Origin of the sequence: Lactobacillus sp. M0393 (assembly GCF_016102025.1) — a bacterium.
Taxonomy (GTDB): Bacteria; Bacillota; Bacilli; order Lactobacillales; family Lactobacillaceae; genus Lactobacillus; species Lactobacillus melliventris.
Map to the genome: position 1 here is coordinate 59,223 of NZ_JACFPK010000003.1, position 17,591 is coordinate 76,813.

16 protein-coding genes, 1 tRNA gene and 1 riboswitch are annotated in these 17,591 nt (G+C 38.2%); of the genes, 5 read left to right on the plus strand and 12 right to left on the minus strand.

Features of this window, described 5'->3' with window-relative positions:
* Window positions 1-49 precede the first annotated feature (49 nt).
* The 8 genes from rsmA to trpS form a co-directional block, all read right to left on the minus strand.
* Window positions 50-943 (minus strand): 16S rRNA (adenine(1518)-N(6)/adenine(1519)-N(6))-dimethyltransferase RsmA, encoded by an 894-nt coding sequence (gene rsmA / locus H3R29_RS02880; protein ID WP_198202542.1) that lies wholly within the window; start codon window positions 941-943, stop codon window positions 50-52.
* Window positions 933-1,499, minus strand: a complete 567-nt coding sequence (gene rnmV / locus H3R29_RS02885) for a ribonuclease M5 (RefSeq protein ID WP_198202543.1) — start codon at window positions 1,497-1,499, stop codon at window positions 933-935. Before rnmV ends, rsmA begins: the two co-directional genes overlap by 11 nt.
* Window positions 1,486-2,253 (minus strand): TatD family hydrolase, encoded by a 768-nt coding sequence (locus H3R29_RS02890; RefSeq protein WP_198202544.1) that lies wholly within the window; start codon window positions 2,251-2,253, stop codon window positions 1,486-1,488. Before H3R29_RS02890 ends, rnmV begins: the two co-directional genes overlap by 14 nt.
* Complete coding sequence (gene metG / locus H3R29_RS02895; RefSeq protein ID WP_198202545.1) at window positions 2,253-4,229, minus strand: methionine--tRNA ligase; 1,977 nt, start codon at window positions 4,227-4,229, stop codon at window positions 2,253-2,255. The genes H3R29_RS02890 and metG overlap by 1 nt, the downstream gene beginning before the upstream one ends.
* Before the next feature lie 116 nt (window positions 4,230-4,345).
* Window positions 4,346-7,036: a magnesium-translocating P-type ATPase gene (gene mgtA / locus H3R29_RS02900; RefSeq protein WP_198202546.1), complete on the minus strand. Its 2,691-nt coding sequence runs from the start codon at window positions 7,034-7,036 to the stop codon at window positions 4,346-4,348.
* Window positions 7,037-7,125: 89 nt separating this feature from the next.
* Window positions 7,126-7,292, minus strand: a riboswitch (M-box (ykoK) riboswitch).
* Between the two features lie 57 nt (window positions 7,293-7,349).
* Window positions 7,350-7,949 carry a TPM domain-containing protein gene (locus H3R29_RS02905; protein ID WP_198202653.1) on the minus strand — a complete coding sequence of 200 codons (600 nt, stop codon included), beginning with the start codon at window positions 7,947-7,949 and terminating at the stop codon, window positions 7,350-7,352.
* Window positions 7,936-8,415, minus strand: a complete 480-nt coding sequence (locus tag H3R29_RS02910) for a deaminase (RefSeq protein ID WP_045928576.1) — start codon at window positions 8,413-8,415, stop codon at window positions 7,936-7,938. The genes H3R29_RS02905 and H3R29_RS02910 overlap by 14 nt, the downstream gene beginning before the upstream one ends.
* 4 nt (window positions 8,416-8,419) lie before the next feature.
* Entirely contained in the window at window positions 8,420-9,439 is a 1,020-nt protein-coding gene (gene trpS / locus H3R29_RS02915) for a tryptophan--tRNA ligase (protein ID WP_198202654.1), read from the minus strand.
* A 96-nt stretch (window positions 9,440-9,535) separates the two neighbouring features.
* On the opposite strand from trpS, the gene H3R29_RS02920 reads away from it, so the two are divergent.
* The 3 genes from H3R29_RS02920 (at window position 9,536) to H3R29_RS02930 (ending at window position 12,426) form a co-directional block, all read left to right on the plus strand.
* Window positions 9,536-10,141, plus strand: a complete 606-nt coding sequence (locus tag H3R29_RS02920) for an SOS response-associated peptidase family protein (RefSeq protein ID WP_198202547.1) — start codon at window positions 9,536-9,538, stop codon at window positions 10,139-10,141.
* Between the two features lie 160 nt (window positions 10,142-10,301).
* Window positions 10,302-10,372, plus strand: a tRNA-Gly gene (locus H3R29_RS02925).
* Between the two features lie 191 nt (window positions 10,373-10,563).
* On the plus strand, window positions 10,564-12,426 hold the full coding sequence (locus H3R29_RS02930) for a MucBP domain-containing protein (RefSeq protein WP_198202548.1): 1,863 nt from the start codon (window positions 10,564-10,566) through the stop codon (window positions 12,424-12,426).
* A gap of 61 nt (window positions 12,427-12,487) precedes the next feature.
* Here H3R29_RS02930 and H3R29_RS02935 read toward each other — a convergent pair whose 3' ends face one another.
* The 4 genes from H3R29_RS02935 to greA all read right to left on the minus strand — a co-directional run bounded on the left by H3R29_RS02935 (window position 12,488) and on the right by greA (window position 15,441).
* Complete coding sequence (locus H3R29_RS02935) at window positions 12,488-13,150, minus strand: type II CAAX endopeptidase family protein (RefSeq protein ID WP_198202549.1); 663 nt, start codon at window positions 13,148-13,150, stop codon at window positions 12,488-12,490.
* 88 nt (window positions 13,151-13,238) lie between these two features.
* On the minus strand, window positions 13,239-13,595 hold the full coding sequence (locus tag H3R29_RS02940; protein WP_198202550.1) for a hypothetical protein: 357 nt from the start codon (window positions 13,593-13,595) through the stop codon (window positions 13,239-13,241).
* Window positions 13,588-14,901, minus strand: a complete 1,314-nt coding sequence (locus tag H3R29_RS02945) for a Y-family DNA polymerase (protein ID WP_198202551.1) — start codon at window positions 14,899-14,901, stop codon at window positions 13,588-13,590. Before H3R29_RS02945 ends, H3R29_RS02940 begins: the two co-directional genes overlap by 8 nt.
* 78 nt (window positions 14,902-14,979) lie before the next feature.
* Complete coding sequence (gene greA, locus H3R29_RS02950; RefSeq protein WP_198202552.1) at window positions 14,980-15,441, minus strand: transcription elongation factor GreA; 462 nt, start codon at window positions 15,439-15,441, stop codon at window positions 14,980-14,982.
* A 209-nt stretch (window positions 15,442-15,650) separates the two neighbouring features.
* Here greA and H3R29_RS02955 point away from each other — a divergent pair, with 209 nt between their 5' ends.
* Both H3R29_RS02955 and H3R29_RS02960 read left to right on the plus strand, forming a co-directional pair.
* Window positions 15,651-16,073, plus strand: a complete 423-nt coding sequence (locus H3R29_RS02955) for an Hsp20/alpha crystallin family protein (RefSeq protein WP_046325466.1) — start codon at window positions 15,651-15,653, stop codon at window positions 16,071-16,073.
* A gap of 137 nt (window positions 16,074-16,210) precedes the next feature.
* Window positions 16,211-17,527 (plus strand): C1 family peptidase, encoded by a 1,317-nt coding sequence (locus H3R29_RS02960; RefSeq protein WP_198202553.1) that lies wholly within the window; start codon window positions 16,211-16,213, stop codon window positions 17,525-17,527.
* Window positions 17,528-17,591: the final 64 nt, after the last annotated feature.

Below are 17,591 nucleotides of genomic sequence, written 5' to 3' on the forward strand. Positions count from 1 at the left end.
TATTATTATTTTTTCAATTCTTTTTAAAAACTACCCCAGAATATTTTCGTCAATTTTTAACCGACACCCTATGTGCAATTTCAACAAATTGTTCTAGTGTCAGTTGTTCTGGACGAATGCGTGAATCGACTCCCAAAGATTTAATCAGAGCTAAGCGTTGTTTTTCATCTGGCAGAAGAACTTTTAAGTTATTATTTAATGTTTTACGTCTTTGAGCAAAACACATTTTAACTACCCGGTTAAAGTGTTCAAGGTTAGCTATATCAGGTTTATTCGCTGCCGCTAAAGGTTTTAAAACTACGACGCTTGAGTCAACCTTAGGCTGAGGTATAAATGAGCTACTTTTGACAGTCAAATAGGACCGCACACTCATTTCGGCTTGAACTGCGATTGTTAAAGGCCCATATTCCTTTGTTCCGACATGGGCATGCAAACGGTCGGCCACTTCCTTTTGCATCATCAAGGTTAAACTGGTAAATTTCAGTTGAGAATTATTAAGAAAGAAAATGATTGGAGTTGTAATGTAATAAGGTAAATTGGCAACAACCTTGATCGGCTTATTTAAATCAAAAAAGTCAACCAGATCAGCTTCAAAATCAGCCTTTAAAATATCTTTCATTTTTAATTTAAAGCATTGATTCAAAGATTTACCATTTATTTTAGCCGGTAGTTCATTATGCAGCACTTCTGGGAGGTTTTCATCAACTTCATAAGCATAAACTTTAGCTCCGGCATTGAGCAGCTGTTCAGTCAAAGAGCCAATTCCCGGCCCGATTTCAATGACCTGATCACCGGGTTTAATCGCAGCAGCTCGAACTATACCTTGAAGTACATCCAGGTCTACTAAAAAATTTTGACCCAAGCTTTTTTTAGCTTTCATAAAATAGCGGTTTATAATTGCTTGAGTTCTAACTGGAGAGCCAATAGGAATCTCAGTGTTCATCTTTAACCTCCTCAACAGTTTGCCTAAGTTCCGCAAGTGAAATACCAAAAGTTTGTAAACGATGGTAGAATTGTTTGCCATTACCATAGCCAACGCGCAGCTTTATCCCCACTTGTTCCCGCAATTTGCGTGAATTAGGGCCACTGGCTAAACCTAGTTCTTGATATTTTTTCCTGGTCAAATCACTGCTGGGCAGCTTCTTTTCATGTAAAGCACTTAGTGCCCTCACCAGTGCCTTTTTTGATGCATGCTCAACGCCAAGTGAACCTTTTTTATGAGGCTCGCCCTCTTTACGCGTTATAAAAGCCTGCTTTGCGGTCGGCACTGCTTTAGTAACTAGACGTCTGATTCGCTCGCCGTTTAAATCAGGATCTGTCAGGACAATAATTTCTCTTTTATGAGCTAGTTCCTGCAACTCAGTAAGTACTGTATCAGGCACATCCGAGCCATTCGTTTCGATAGTTTCAATTCCGGGAAAAAATTGTTTAAGACGAATAGTATCGTCTTTTCCCTCAACGACAACAACGGCATTAAATTGTTTTTTAGTTAAGACCATAGACCCTCATCGTATTCGCATATGTTGCCTGAGCAACTTTTTCTAACGGGAGATCCTTTAATTCTGCAATAGCGCGAGCTACATAATAAACATTGCCCGGTTCGTTTTGTCGGCCGCGATATGGTTTAGGAGTTAAATAGGGAGCATCGGTTTCTACCAGCAATCGCTCTAACGGAGTATTTCTGGCCGCTTCATGCACTTCTGTTGCCTTAGTAAAGGAAACAACACCAGAATAAGAAAAATATACATTTAAATCCAAAAACTTAGTCAGCCATGAAACATCGCCATTAAAGCTGTGCAAAATTGCACCATATTCTAAGTTACTGCTTTTTAATATCTCATAGCAATCACTAAAAGCATCCCTCGTATGAATATCAACCGGTTTTTTCAATTCATGGGCCAGTTCAATTTGTCTGGCAAAAACCTCTCTTTGTTTGTCACGCGGAGATTCATCCCAATAGTAATCTAGTCCAACTTCACCTAAGGCCACTACCCCAGGAAGTTGCAGTTGTTCAATTAGCAAGTCTTCTGCTTTTTGGTTATAATCTTTGGCCACATCAGGACAATAACCCACCATCGCAGAGACTTGAGTAAAGCGCTGGCTTAAATCAATCGCGCGCTTGTTAAATTCAGGATCCTGTCCTGCACAAATTATTTTGGTCACACCTAATTTTTGCGCCCGATCAAGGTAAAACTCTTCTTTGCCCCGAAACGGTTCATCTTGTAAATGAGTATGGTTATCAATTAATTCCATTAACTTAATTGCGCCCCAACTGCATGTTCAGCGCCAACCAAGGCTAACTTAACTTCCCCATTTTTCTCACTGGACAAAAGCATGCCTTGGCTCAAATGGCCTAACATCTTGCGCGGCTTAAGATTAGTTACTGCCAAAACCTTTTTGCCAAGTAATTCACTGGCGTTAGGGTAATATTGCCTAATACCACTTAAAATTTGTCTTTCATCGCCATTGCCAAAGTCCATTTGGAACTGGAGCAATTTCTTAGAACCTTGAACCGGCTCAACAGACAGAATTTTACCGACTTGAATTTTGACCTTAGCAAAATCGTCTATCGATATTTCTTTATCCTTACCTTGTTCGCTGCGGCTTGCCTTCTTCGGCTTAGCTTTAGCCATTTCGTCTTTAATGTATTTAATTTCCTCTTTAGGTTCAACCCGTGGAAAAATTGGTTTAGGATCACTGATAACCTTAGTCTTCCAAGCACAGTTACCAAATTCAAGTTGTTTGTACCCATCATTGTCCCAGTCAAGACCCAATTGTCTGAACATTTCAACTGGTGTTCTGGTCATAATTGGTGCAATCAGCAAAGCAATGATACGTAGGCTTTCTGCCAGGTTTGACATTACACGAGCTACATCAGCAGACTTACCTTCCTTGTTTAATTTCCAAGGCATAGTTTCATCAATATACTTATTAGCACGATTAATAAACTTCCAGATATCGTCAATTGCCTGAGTGAAATACAAAGTATCCATTTCTTTTTTGTAGTTGGCAATAGCGTCTGCCGCTGTTTGCGCCAAATCTTTGCCTAAGCCATCCTGCTCTTGGGCAATTGGTTCAACTTTTCCATTTTGATATTGATTGATCATCGAAACAGTTCTGTTGAGCAAGTTACCTAAATCGTTAGCCAGGTCATAGTTAACGCGCTCAACGAAATCTTCTGGTGTAAAGACACCATCTGAGCCAAATGGCAAAGCACGCATCAAGTAGTAACGCAATGCATCCACGCCATAACGGTTAATAATAGATTCAGGATAAACCGCGTTACCCTTCGACTTGGACATCTTGCCGTCTTTCATCAAAACCCAGCCATGACCAATAACATGCTTAGGTAAAGGCAAACCTAAGGCCATCAACATAATCGGCCAGTATATGGTGTGGAAACGAACAATTTCTTTACCTACCAAGTGAATATCAGCCGGCCAGTATTTTTTAAATAAAGAATCATCATCTGAACCATAGCCCAATGCAGTAATATAGTTAGATAAAGCATCTATCCAAACATAAACAACATGTTTAGGATCGCTTGGAACGGGAATACCCCAGGAAACAGTCGTTCTGGTAACAGATAAATCTTCCAGGCCAGGCTTTATGAAATTATTGACCATTTCCTTTTCGCGAGAATGAGGCAGAATAAAATCAGGATGGTCTTGGTAGTACTGATAAAGTCTGTCTGCGTATTTACTCATCTTGAAAAAGTATGATGGTTCTTTAACCAGTTGTACTTCATGACCGGATGGCGCCTTACCGCCGATCACATTACCATCATCGTCTTTATACACTTCAGCCAATTGTGATTCTGTAAAATACTCCTCGTCTTCTACAGAATACCAGCCTGTATATTCGCCCAGATAAATATCACCTTGTTTTAACAGCTGCTCAAAGATCTTTTGGACGCCTTTAACGTGTTCTTTATCAGTAGTCCGAATAAATTTATCGTATGAAATATCAAGGCTTTGCCACAACTTTTTATAAATGGCCACCATTTTATCTACAAATTCTTGCGGTTTAACCCCTTGCTTTTCAGCTTTTTGTTCAATTTTTAATCCGTGCTCATCAGTACCAGTTAAAAAGAAAGTGTCGTAGCCTTGGCTGCGCTTGTAGCGTGCCATTACATCAGCTGCGATTGTGGTATAAGCATTGCCGATAGTCAATCGGCCAGACGGATAGTAGATTGGTGTTGTGATATAAAAAGTTTTTTTATCAGCCATATTCATTTTCTCCTTAATTTTTGCTTAATTATACTATATTATACTACACTAACAAAAAAGCGAATTCCTTACGGAGTTCTCTTTTTTAGTAGATATTTAGTATTCTGTACTTATTTTTAGATTAAAAATTTTTCGCTCTTTAAATAGAAATACTTGACAGCTGTAGTCAATAAAATATATAGAACAAGTATACCGAGTACTACCCACATAAATTCAATTGGCATCTTGCCAAAACCCAGTTTTGTTGCCAAGAATGAAAATGGAATCAAGGTTCCAATTACACCAGCACCAAATGTAGCCAGAGTAACTCCCGGTGCAGCGTGTTGCTTAATAAATGGCAAGCGCGGATCACGCAAAGCGTGAATAACCATTTCCTGAGTCCAAAGTGATTCAATAAACCACCCAGTGTGGAAAAGAGCGACAAATGCAACCTGTTGTGTTGCTCCCAGGGTGCTGTAATTGCCACCTGTCAGTTGTGGGCAGATTACAAAGAATAACAACGCAAAAGTCAAAATATCGAAGACGGATGAAGTTGGACCAAAGTAAAACATAAACTTAGGCAACTTCTTGGTTGACCATGTTCGTGGCTCTTTTAAGAACTTGTCAGACATATCATCAAATGGTAGCGCCAGGCAACTAGTGCCGTAGAGTAAATCTAAAACCAAGAGTTGTAGTGGCAGCATTGGCAAGAATGGCAGGAATGAAGAGGCTACCATAATTGATAAAATATTACCAAAATTGGAAGAAAGTGTAATCTTGATATATTTCATAGTATTGCCAAATACTTTTCGTCCGATTCTTACGCCTTCTTCTAGTACATTCAAATCCTTATGCAGCAGAATAATATCAGCAGATTCCTTAGCAATATCCACAGCAGTATCAACAGAAATCGAGACATCAGCTGCCTTCATTGCTGGGGCGTCATTGATACCATCACCCATATAGCCTACAGTATGACCATTTTGCTTTAGCAGATTAATAATTTTGGTTTTATCTTCCGGCGATAATTTGACAAAAATATTGCATTCTTCCACCATTTTTGCCAACTCTTCAGGCTTCTTGCCTTCAAGATCTGCACCTGAATAAACTGTATCGACATTTAAACCAACTTGTAAGCCAACAGTTCTGGTAACGGCCTCGTTATCTCCTGTCAGAATTTTAACGTTAATTCCATCGTACTTTAGGCGAGCCAAAGCATCTTTAGCACTTTCCTTAGGTGGGTCAAGAAAAGCAAGATAGCCGCAAAGAATAAGATCATTTTCATCTTTTACTGAAAATTCACCGACTGGTGCAGGATTACGCTTGTAACCCAGCATGATCACGCGCAAGCCATCATCATTCATGTCATTTACTTTAGCCATTACTTTTTGCTTACGTTCAGGTGTTAAAGGTAAAATCTGACCGTCAACTTCAAGCTTAGTAGCAACAGCCATCATTTCTTCTGAAGCACCCTTAGTTACTAACAAGTGCTCGCCGTGCTGCTCATCTGAGTTTTCCACCACCACACTCATGCGTCTTCTGGAAAAATCAAACGGAATTTCATCAATCTTGTTGTAATCACGCTGAATTTCACTGATATCTAGTTCATCCGCCGCAGCTTCAATGATTGCTTTATCAATCAGGTTTTTCATCCCCGTTTGGTAATTGGAATTAAGATAGCCTAACTCCAAAATCCGCGGATTTTCCCGTAAATTCAAATCATAATGACGCTCCAGAACCACTTTGTCCTGAGTAAGGGTACCGGTTTTATCAGTACACAAAATATCAGCTGAACCAAAGTTTTGGATTGAATTCATCTTTTTAACAATCGTGCCCTTTTTGGACATTTCAATTGAACCTTTAACCAAATTGGTGGTTACAATTACAGGCAGCATTTCGGGAGTTAATCCAACTGCAGTAGCAATTGAAAAGATCAAGGCATTAACCCAATCGCCCTTAGTAATACCATTGATAATGAAAACTAAAGGTGCGATGATGGCAGTCATAATTATTAATAATCTAGAAACATTTTTGATACCAACATCAAAAGTTGTGTTTTTAACATCGTTATGTGAAATATCATGTGCCAGTTTACCGAACATGGTTCTTTCACCGGTAGCAAACACAATTCCTAAACCGGAACCGGAAACGATTGTTGTACCTTCATATAAAATATTGGGATAATCCAGATAATCACGATCCGCCCCGATTTTTGGCTTGGCAGTAGCGATTTTCTCTACCGGATTTGATTCGCCATTTAAAGAACTGGAAGAACAAAAGAGATCCTTACTGGTTAAAAGACGCATATCGGCTGGCACCATGTCACCTGCAGCTAACCGAATGACATCACCTACCACCACTTCACTGGTATCAATTTCCTGGTCTTTACCATCGCGAATAATATCTGTAGTAACAGAAACAAGCTTAAGTAAGGAATCCACAGCATTAGATGACCGGACGTTTTGCACAAAACTGGTTATTCCGGAAATCAAAACCATCGTGACCATAATTGCTACAGTAGTTAGGTCCTTTTCGCCAGCAGGCACAAAAATATAGTCGGTAAATAAAGACAACGTAGCTAAGACCAGCAATACTAAAGTAAAAGGGGTAATAAAAGCCTCTGCCAAAAAGCGAAGTTTAGAATTGTGTTTATTTGAAGCAATAGTATTTGAGCCGTATTCTTCACGATTTTTTTCAGCCTGCTCGCTAGTTAAGCCACTACTGCTTGCATGCAGCCTCGCTAAAGTCTCTGATCTGCCTTCCTTAGCTATTGCTTTTACCAGTTCTAAGTCTTTGTTGCTGGTAGTACCATTTGGTTTTTTCAGCATCTTCCCCACTCTCCTCATCACACAACTAACTCAAACAAACTAAAAAAGGGCCACCTAGCTAACCGCTTGGCGTCCCTTTTCAATAGGTATTATTATACTCATCGTTCAGTTTTAACACTACGTGACGTAAGCTTGTGCTGCTAGCTATCTGGTTTGCGCCTTATATCGACGAAAACTATTTGACCCGTTGGCATCTCTGGATGTTTCCGGGCGATAGCATTTGTTCACGTAGGAGTCTCACCTAACAGTTTATTTGTTCTTATTTAATTTGCACTGTGAGTTTAATACATAACACATGATAAAGTCAACATTTTTACCTTTTTATGTTCAAATTATTTTTAAAAAAGTAAACTAAGCCGCTGATTACTAGTGCCAAGGCTAAAGCGATAGGTAAAGCCAGCCTATGAGGGTGAGAAAGTTGCGCGCGTTCATCACTGGACAAGTCATATTTATCAAGTGAATATTGGTAACGCTGGTCAATGGTAGTGGCACATGCCCTAAAAACAAAGCGTAATCCTTCATTAAATTTCTTTTTATTATTACTACGCAGTTTGTCAGATTGAGACCGAATTATATTTGTCCGGACATCAGCAGAAAATGCGCTATGGAGATCTTTACTGGAATATATCTGCACGTTACGTTTCTTGTTTTTAGTACCCACAACGATAAAAACTGTCCGTTTATATTTATTTAATTTGGCAGGCGTTAAATGGTCAACCCTGTTTACCGTTTTGACAATGATTTGTGGTTGCTCACTAGTTTGAAAATACCGGTCATTTTTGGCCAAAATCAATTTACTGGTTTCACGCTCGAGCAAATTACTATTATCTTTAATGTTAGGACTTGAAAAGCCCGTCATTGTCAGAAAAATACCGAATAAAGCCGTAAATAACGCTAATTTAGTTTTCAGCATCTTCCAGCTTATGGGCCAATTGCTCCACATATTGCCGATCGATTTTAATTTGTTCATAAGGAACCCCACAGTCTTTAAAAAGTTTAATCGCCAGCGGACTGTCATTGTAATCAAAATAATAATTGATTTTTTTAACTCCAGCCTGCACTAAGGCTTTAGCACAATTATAACAGGGAAAGTGTGTAACATAAATTTCAGTATCATCGGTTGAAACGCCGTTACGTGCGCACTGAATAAGTGAGTTCATTTCAGAATGAATTGTCCGCACGCAGTGACCGTCAACTAATTGATGACCTACATCATCGCAATGAGGCTGACCCGTAACGGAACCGTTATAACCGGTTCCAATAATACGATTTTTTTTTACTAAAACACTGCCAACCAAAGCCCGGTCACATGTTGAACGCTGAGCAATCACTAAGGCCTGCATCATAAAGTACTGTTTCCAGGGAATTCGCTTACGCATTTTTTTACCTCTTGAAATAATTCAAACCGATTGCGTCCCGTACCTCTTGTAAGGTCTGATCAGCTACTTCGTTTGCTTTTTTAGAGCCCTCAATCAGCATATCATAAACAGCAGATGTATTCTGCTCATATTTAGCGCGCCGCTCACGTATTGGAGCCAATTCATTTTCCAACACCGAATTTAAGTAACGCTTAATTTTAACGTCACCCAAGCCACCTTTTTGGTAATCTGCCTTTAATTGCGCTACCTTATCCTTGTCAGGATCAAAAATGTCAAGATAGGTAAAGACAGTATTACCCTCTACTTTACCTGGATCTTCAACATGAATATGCTGGGGATCAGTATACATTGACATTACTTTTTGTTCAACGGTCTTGGCGTCATCAGACAGATAAATAGCATTATTTAAGGATTTGGACATTTTGGCATTACCATCTAGACCAGGCAACCGTCCCTCACCTTTTTCCGGGAAGTAGCCTTTAGGTTCTACTAAAACATTGCAGTTATATACGCGGTTAAAAGTTCGCACAATTTCACGTGCTTGTTCTAGCATGGGCTCTTGGTCATCTCCAACTGGTACCAAAGTTGCCTTAAAGGCTGTGATATCAGCTGCTTGTGATACTGGATAATTTAAAAAGCCCACGGGAATAGAATCGTTAAAACCTTTTTGCTTGATCTCGGCTTTAACAGTTGGATTACGCTCCAAGCGGCTGACTGTGACTAAGTCCATGTAATAAGCTGTTAATTCAAACAAAGCAGGTATTTGAGATTGAACGAAAACTGTAGAAATTTCAGGATCTATCCCTACTGCCAAATAGTCTAGTGCTACTTGAATTAAACTCTTTTGAATTTTTTCAGGATTACGGGCATTATCAGTTAAAGCTTGAGTATCAGCAATCATTATAAATGGGTGATATTCACCCGAATTTTGTAATTTTACCCTATTCTTTAATGAACCAATGTAATGACCCACATGCAATTTTCCAGTTGGGCGATCACCTGTAAGGATAACTTTCTTTTTCATCATAATCTGCCTTCCTTAAATAATTAAAATCTTTTTAATGTAATAATTATATTAATTCTACCAAAAATCAAGTAATGAATAAACACGGAGGAAAAAATGTGTAACCAATTTCAACTACCAAGTTTGGCCGAAATTAAAAAATACTTAGCAAACGACTTAAATTTACCATTAATAGAACCCGCAAGTAATTTGCCCCAAAATCAGAATATCTTTCCACAAGGTATTGCTCCTGTACTGGTATATTCAGATAATCAATTGCAATTGCTGCCTAAAACTTGGGGTTATCCCAGTCCGTTCGACCACAAAAAAGTAGTTTTTAATGCCCGGGTTGAACGCTTCTTTGAAGAGAAAAGATCAATGTGGGATTCTTCCTTTGCTAAATCTCGCTGCATTATTATTGCCAAACAATTTTTTGAATCCGGTCATGAAACCTATCTGGGTAAAAACAACCATCATTATCATGAACGCTTCAGCTTTAAAAATGCTAATGCCGCACTGACATTGATAGCCGGAATTTATCAAAAAGATCATTTTTCAATGGTTACTACTAAACCTAATGCGTCTTATGCCCAAATCCATGACCGTATGCCTTTAGTTATTCAGGCAGATGAATTGCGCCAATGGCTGTTTCAAAACTTCTCATCTTTAGTTGATCGCAATCAGTTAAAACTTGATTCTGTCAAAATGCCTCATAAAAAGTAACAATTCTAAAAACTTTCTATCACCTGTTATTATGCAAATTAAGCTAAAAGACGCTAAAATACTCTTAGATTTAGATATGTTTTTTATCTAACCAGTTTTAAAAAAATTTAAAAACTAAACTTGGTTTTGCAAACGAAACATGGTAAACTGTTTAAGTAATGCGGGTATAGTTTAATGGTAAAATGTTAGCTTCCCAAGCTGAAGATGCGGGTTCGATTCACGCTATCCGCTTAATTAAAAGGGCAATAACTTTAATAGTCATCGCCTAATCATTAGTTTTTAAGGATAACTATTACTTTCAACCATATATTATTGTTGTATAAAGTCTCAATATAAGCTCCTGTTTTTACATTTAAAATATTATTAATTTATGTTTTTATTTTATTTCTTTAATTTGTGAAAGGTTCAATTACGGTTTGACAATGAATTCTAAATCCAACTACCATTATAGAGGCAAATTATTATTTACTAGCTTAGCTGCTGCTACCTTGGGCTTAATTATTATTTCTCCTGATATGGCTAAAGCTGATACTCTAGTTGATTCTGCTGCTAAAAAGCAAGTAGCTCAAAGCAGCTCCTTACCGGCTAGCAATAATAATCAGACAGCAGCTTCAACTGATAGTGCTGCTAATAACAATCAAGCAAGTACTACTTCTGAAGCTGCGGCTAGCAATGAAACGCAGCCCTCAACGTCTCCTGGCAGTGAAGCTCAAGACGCTAATGAACCGCCAGCTGCGGGCGCTGAAGCTAAAGGAATTACACCGCGTTCTGTTTTGACAGCTTCCTGGGGCGGAATTAATGTAACTTTTGATACTGATTCTGGTATAGCAACTATACCAGGTGGTACGATTACTGATCCTGATTCTATTATTTTTCTTTTTGAAGAATATAGATCTATGAAAACAATCAAGATTACAGGTCCATTAAAAATTATTGGTAATGCTAGTTATCTTTTTTATGGGCTTATTAATCTAACTGAAATTGAGGGTCTAGATAAAGTTGATACTGCTGAAGTGACTGATATGACCTATATGTTTTCAAATTGCCACAGCTTAGCCAATATAGACGTAAGTAATTTTGATACCTCTAAAGTTACCTCTATGTATTTTATGTTTGGTGCCAATAACGTTTTAACCAATCTAGACGTAAGTAATTTTGATACCTCTAAAGTTACTAGTATGAAAGATATGTTTAGGTGGTGCCCAAGCTTAAGAACTCTAAATATCAGTAATTTCCAAATGGCTCAGGTGACTGATAAAAGTGAAATGTTAAATAGTTTACCTAATTTGTCTACTTTAGTTCTGGGGCCTAATAATTATATACAGGGAACTGGACTTGATACAACCGGCACTTGGTTGAATGTAGGCAATGGCACAGTTGATAAACCTCAGGGAAATAAGCGCTGGACTTCTAGTCAATTAATGGATAACTATTCCGGGAGCAGAGACCAAGATACGTATGTCAGGTTAGGTGAAGCAGTTACAGTCCACTACCGTGATGAAGCTGGTGCAACACTGGCTCCAGATCAAATTTTAAGTGGAAGAATCGGTGAGTCTTATAGCAGTGAACCCCAAGATATTGCTGGCTATGTGTTAAAAACTACTCCTGAAAATGCTAAAGGAACATATACAGATAAGGTCCAGGAAGTCACTTATGTTTACACTAAAAATGCCCCGGTTAACCCTGGCGGTACTGCTGGCAGGCAACCAATTGTGGGTGGCTCAGTTACGGTTCACTATCAAGATGAAACCGGCAAGCAGCTTGCACCTGATCAGATTTTAACCGGTAATGTTGGTGAAGGCTATCTTACACAAGAAGTAACTCTGGCTGGCTATAAGCTGATCCAAAGACCAGCTAATGCGACTGGCTTTTATACCGCCAATCCGCAAAGTGTCACCTATATTTACACTAAAAATGTCACAGGACAAGCTGCAGTCAGGAGAACTGTTTTTCATAATTCCTACCTGTACGACCAAAATGGCGGGCGTAAAACGGGCAAATACCTGATGGGCAAGACCATTTGGACCTATGGCACTAGAGTTATTCAGGGCAAGAAGTATTACGATTTAGGCCAGGACAGTTATGTTAAGGCTACTAATGTTTCCGGCGTTAAACGCAAGCTAAGACGCAACAGCTATATTTACAGTAAAACGGCTAAAAAGCTGCAGCGAAAAGCTTTAAAGAAAGGACAAAAGGTAACAACTTATGGCGCAGCCGTTAAGATCCACCGGAAGCTATACTATATCGTAGGGAAAAACCAATACGTCAAAAAGAGTAACTTTTAATAAATATTACAAGTAACAAATAAGAGTTAGGAAATTTTCCTAACTCTTATTTGTATTTGTTTTAAGTCATAATTATTAAGATAATGCCGTTTAGCACCGCTAAATAAATTGGCATCCATAAAGTTTGAGTATAAAGGTAAGACCAGGCAAAAAGTCCACCAAGAACGATGTTAATTACTAATAGCAGCACGGAATTTTGCCAATTAAGTAAACCGAACAAGATACCAGAAGTTAGTATTCCTAGAATTGCTGTTAAGACAGTGTTGCTTCTAAATGCATAATTAAATAAAAATCCAGTAATTAAAAATTCTTGCAGGATTGGCAAAACTATCCCTATTGCAGCTAGTAAAAACCAGTAAGTTAAACTTGCTTCATGGTGTAAATAAGCAATTTGGAAACTATATAATTTTAATCTGCCATAGGATTGGAGCCAGGAAACGCTAATACGTAATACCGTTACCACAGCAGTCAAGCCAATTATTAAGCCAAAATTACTCAGCCAGGAACCCCCAAAACTACGATCAAAAAAGCGCTGCTCTCTATTAAAACGATAAACAAAAAACAATGAAACCATCAACGAGATAGTCGCAAATAAGATTAAATCCCAAATATGAATCGGTGAATTAGCAGTAACTAGCTTAATCACGCCGACAACCATCAAATAACTAATAAAATAAACAAAATAGCGTATGATGTTGCCTTGCCTCGATGCTGGTGTATTCACAAAAATTACCTCTATACTATTATGTACCTTACAAGTTCCATATTATAGCAAAAAAAGCAACCTATATAAAATATCAAGAAAACTTTTCTCAATCGACACTGATATTGTTGATATCTTCTAGCGCAATTTTTTGGCCGTCAACAATAATACCATCTTCACTATAGCCACTGACAAAACCGACAATATCTGCAGGCAACTGATCATCACTGTTCATGACCTTAGCCTGTAAATGAACCATGCGGTGATTACCATATGCTTTAAGTAATTGTAAGCTAATTTCTTCTATACTCATAGTTTCTTTAGCCGAATGCTTCACGCTGCGCTTTTGCTTATCTTTATTAATTGCCATTGTATGATCGCTTAAAAAGAAGCCTTGCCACTTTTTCATTTTGCGATCTTGATAGTTTTTAAAAAAGTCTGTGACAATTTTATCAAAATCATTCATATGCATTTCCGCCATTATGTCCGCCAACTAAACTGCTACGCCTGATTGCTGTTGCACCTTTAGATAAACTAGATGCCTTAACTAAACTGGTAAAGCCATATTTCTTTCTGATTCTGTCAATAGTTATGTTTATAGTCCGTTTTTTTATCTGTTCAGAAGCTGGAACAAAGAAAGTTAATTGCTGGCAGGTATCTGGCTCTAATCTACTGCAGTTAACCCCTAAAGCACGTACAGTTTCGCCATGCCAATTTTTGCGAAAAAGTGCCAGTATTTCTTGCACTAACAAGTCATTATCATTGGTAGGACAAATTTTTTGCTGCACATTAAAGCCCTTGCGCTTGCCGTCTTGTTCGTACCTGGAAAAGCCGACAAATAAACTAATACAGCCGGCTTGTAAGCGGTGCGCACGTATTCTGGCACCTACCTGCTCACCAATTTCACGTAAGACTATCTCAATCTCCCGCTGATCTGTGTAGTCACGGTTTAAAATCTGTGAATTCCCGTAATTTTTCATTATGGGAAAATATTCTTCACTGATAATGCTGCGATCCACTCCCCAACTGATTGCAAATAACTGTTCACCAATCACGCCAAATTCTTTTTTTAGGATTGCTGGATCAGTATGAGCCAATTCGTACATATTATTAATGTGTAACCGGCGCAAACGGGCAGCTATTCTTTTGCCAATTCCCCAAACATCTTCCATGTCTTTAATTTGCCAAATAGTATCAGGTACATCAATATAATGCCAATAATCAATCATCGAACACCGGTGTTTAGCAGAAATGTCCATGGCTAGTTTAGCTAGCAATGGATTTTCTCCTATTCCGCAAGTAGTGTAAAGTCCAATTTTTGATTTGATTTCTACCTGAATTTTGCGTGCTACCAGATACGGATCGTTGCCAAACAAACGCCATGACTTAGTCATATCAATCATGCTTTCATCAATAGAATAGACATGGATATCCTCATCAGCAGCATACTTTTGAAAAATTGCCAATACCTGCATGCTGCGCTTGATGTATAAGTTCATATGAGGTTCTACTAAAATCAAATCCGGCGCTTCTTTTTTGGTGGGTAAATCACGTACTCTCATGACGTTAGTCAACCCATATTTCTTTTTCGCTAATGGTGAAGCCGCCATAATTAGCCCCGAGCCGTAATTTGTATGCGGCTGATGCGAAACTACTGCCAACACAGCTTTCATTGGGTTTAGACCTAATTGAAGTGCCTCACAACTAGCAAAGAATGATTTGTTATCAATCATAAAAATTAACCGGTGTGGTTCATAACGGTAATCATACATTGCTTTCACTTCCTATTGCAAACTTACGTTCGCTAAAATAAATTATACAAACACAAGTTCGAATAATCAAGCAAAAATTTATTCAATTTTTTTAATAGTAACTTGATATTTCCCAGCAGGTGCTGCAACACTTACAGTTTGACCAGCTTCTTTTTTCATAATTGCTTGACCCAGAGGTGAGTCAAACGCAACTTTTCCTGCAGCAATATCAGCTTCCATGCGACCGACAACCTGGTATGTTTCAGTCTCCGGATCGTCAGCAAACTTTAGTGTGACCGTCTTGCCTAAATCTACTTTACCATCGGCCTTTTTTTCGATAATTTCGGCATATTTCAACTGTTTTTCCAGATAACGCAGACGACTTTGAAGGTGGCCTAAATCACGCTTGGCCTCCGTATATTCGGTATTTTCCGATAAGTCGCCTAAAGAGCGGGCTTCCTGTAAAATTTTAATTCTTCTGGGTCTATCCTTTTTTAAACTGGCTATTTCATCTTTAATTTTTTGGTAACCCTTGGGCGTCATTTTTTGATAATAAACCAAAATATTCTCTCCTAATTATTTTCTTAAAAATATTATCCACAAGCTATAAATACCAATTTCAAAGTATCTAAGCTAATTGTTTAGCACTCTAAAAATAATAGTGCTAATTATTTTCTTTTTATGAATCTGCATACTATAATAATAATTGTAAGGAAGAAATGAAAGTCTTCTGATACAAATATATAAATTTCGAAAGGAAGTTTTTTACTATGGCAAATGATATGATGAATCGGCACAATGACCTATTTGATGCGATGAACGATTGGTTTGATCTTCCGAGAAAATTTTTTGACGATAACGAAGTAGCAAAATTAATGCAATCAGATGTTGTTGAAAACGACAAAGAATATGTGATCAAAGTTGATATGCCCGGAATGGACAAGGATAAGATACACCTAAATTATAATAATGGTATTTTGAGCGTATCCGGCTCAAGAAAATCATTTAAGGATATGTCTAAGGATAACAGTATTATCCACCGTGAAAGAAGCGAAGGTCACATTTCACGCAGCTTCAGATTACCAAATGTAGTTGCAAGTGACATTCACGCCAAATACGATAACGGTGTATTGACTATTACCTTGCCAAAGCAGCAAGCCGGTGCAAATGATAACTCAATCCAAATTGATTAACTTATTACCACATTGCATAAGTTTTAAATAAATTACTAATACATTCTCTAAAGCGAGTTCAGCTATTGAACTCGCTTTTATTTTAGCTTAAAATATATAGTAATTTAAAAATAGATTAAAAAAGGAGAATTTATTTTATGGCTCATAAATTAACTGTCCAAGAGTTGGAAGAATTTGCCGCAAACTTTAATGAAAAACCACAAAATCAAGTTGTTGCTCGAGCAGCTCAAAAAAGTGGTGTTTTAACAGCTGCTTACAATGAACGCGTTCAAGGTGAATTGACCCGTGTATTTTCAACTGAACTTGACACAGAAAATGTTACTAATCAACGTCAATCAGGTCGCTGCTGGGAATTTGCTACTTTAAACATCTTACGCCACAATTTTGGTAAAAAATATCACTGCAAGAATTTCACTTTCTCACAAAGCTACAACTTCTTCTGGGATAAAATTGAACGGGCAAATATTTTTTATGACAATATCTTAGACACAGCAGACGAACCACTCGATTCACGTACTGTAAAAGCTCACTTAGAGGGTGCAGGTGAAGATGGTGGCCAATTCCACATGGGCGCTGCTTTAATTGAAAAATATGGTGTCGTTCCTTCTTATGCAATGCCTGAAAGTTTTAATACCAATAATACTAACGGCTTTGCCAAAGCTTTGGGTGATAAGCTGAAGAAGGATGCTCTGGTATTGCGTAAGTTAAAGCAGGCCGGTAAAGACGATGAGATCGAAAAAGCCCGTAAGCACTTCTTAAGTGAAGTTTACCAGATGACCGCAATTGCAGTCGGTGAACCACCTAAGAAATTTGATTTGGAATATCGTGATGACGATAAGAAATATCACCTGGATAAAGATTTAACTCCACTGGAATTTTTGCATAAATACATGGGTGACGTTGATTTTAATGACTATGTCGTATTGTCTAACGCTCCGGACCATGAATATGATAAATTATACGGTCTACCTTTTGAAGATAATGTTGAGGGGTCATACCGCATCAAATTCTTAAACGTGCCAATGGAGTATTTGGAAACTGCAGCTGTTAACCAGTTAAAAGACGGCGAAGCAGTCTGGTTTGGCAATGATGTTGGTGAACAAAGTGACCGCAAGAAGGGCTACCTTGACAGTGATTTGTATCAACTAAGCGAACTCTTTGGCGTAGACCTTAAGATGTCCAAGGCTGATCGTTTGCGCACTGGTGCAGGCGCTTCTACTCACGCAATGACTTTAGTTGGTGTAGATGAAGACGGTGGACATGTTCGCCAATGGAAGGTTGAAAACTCCTGGGGCGAAAAGAATGGCGACAAAGGATTCTTTGTTATGAACAACGACTGGTTTAAAGATTATGTTTACGAAGTTGTTGTCCACAAGAAGTACCTGACACCAGAGCAAGTAGCTATAGCAGAAGGTCCAATTACTGATTTGCCAGCTTGGGATTCACTCGCTTAGAGCATTATATCTAATAAAAAAGACGAAATTCACAATAGAATTTCGTCTTTTTGTCTATTTAAAA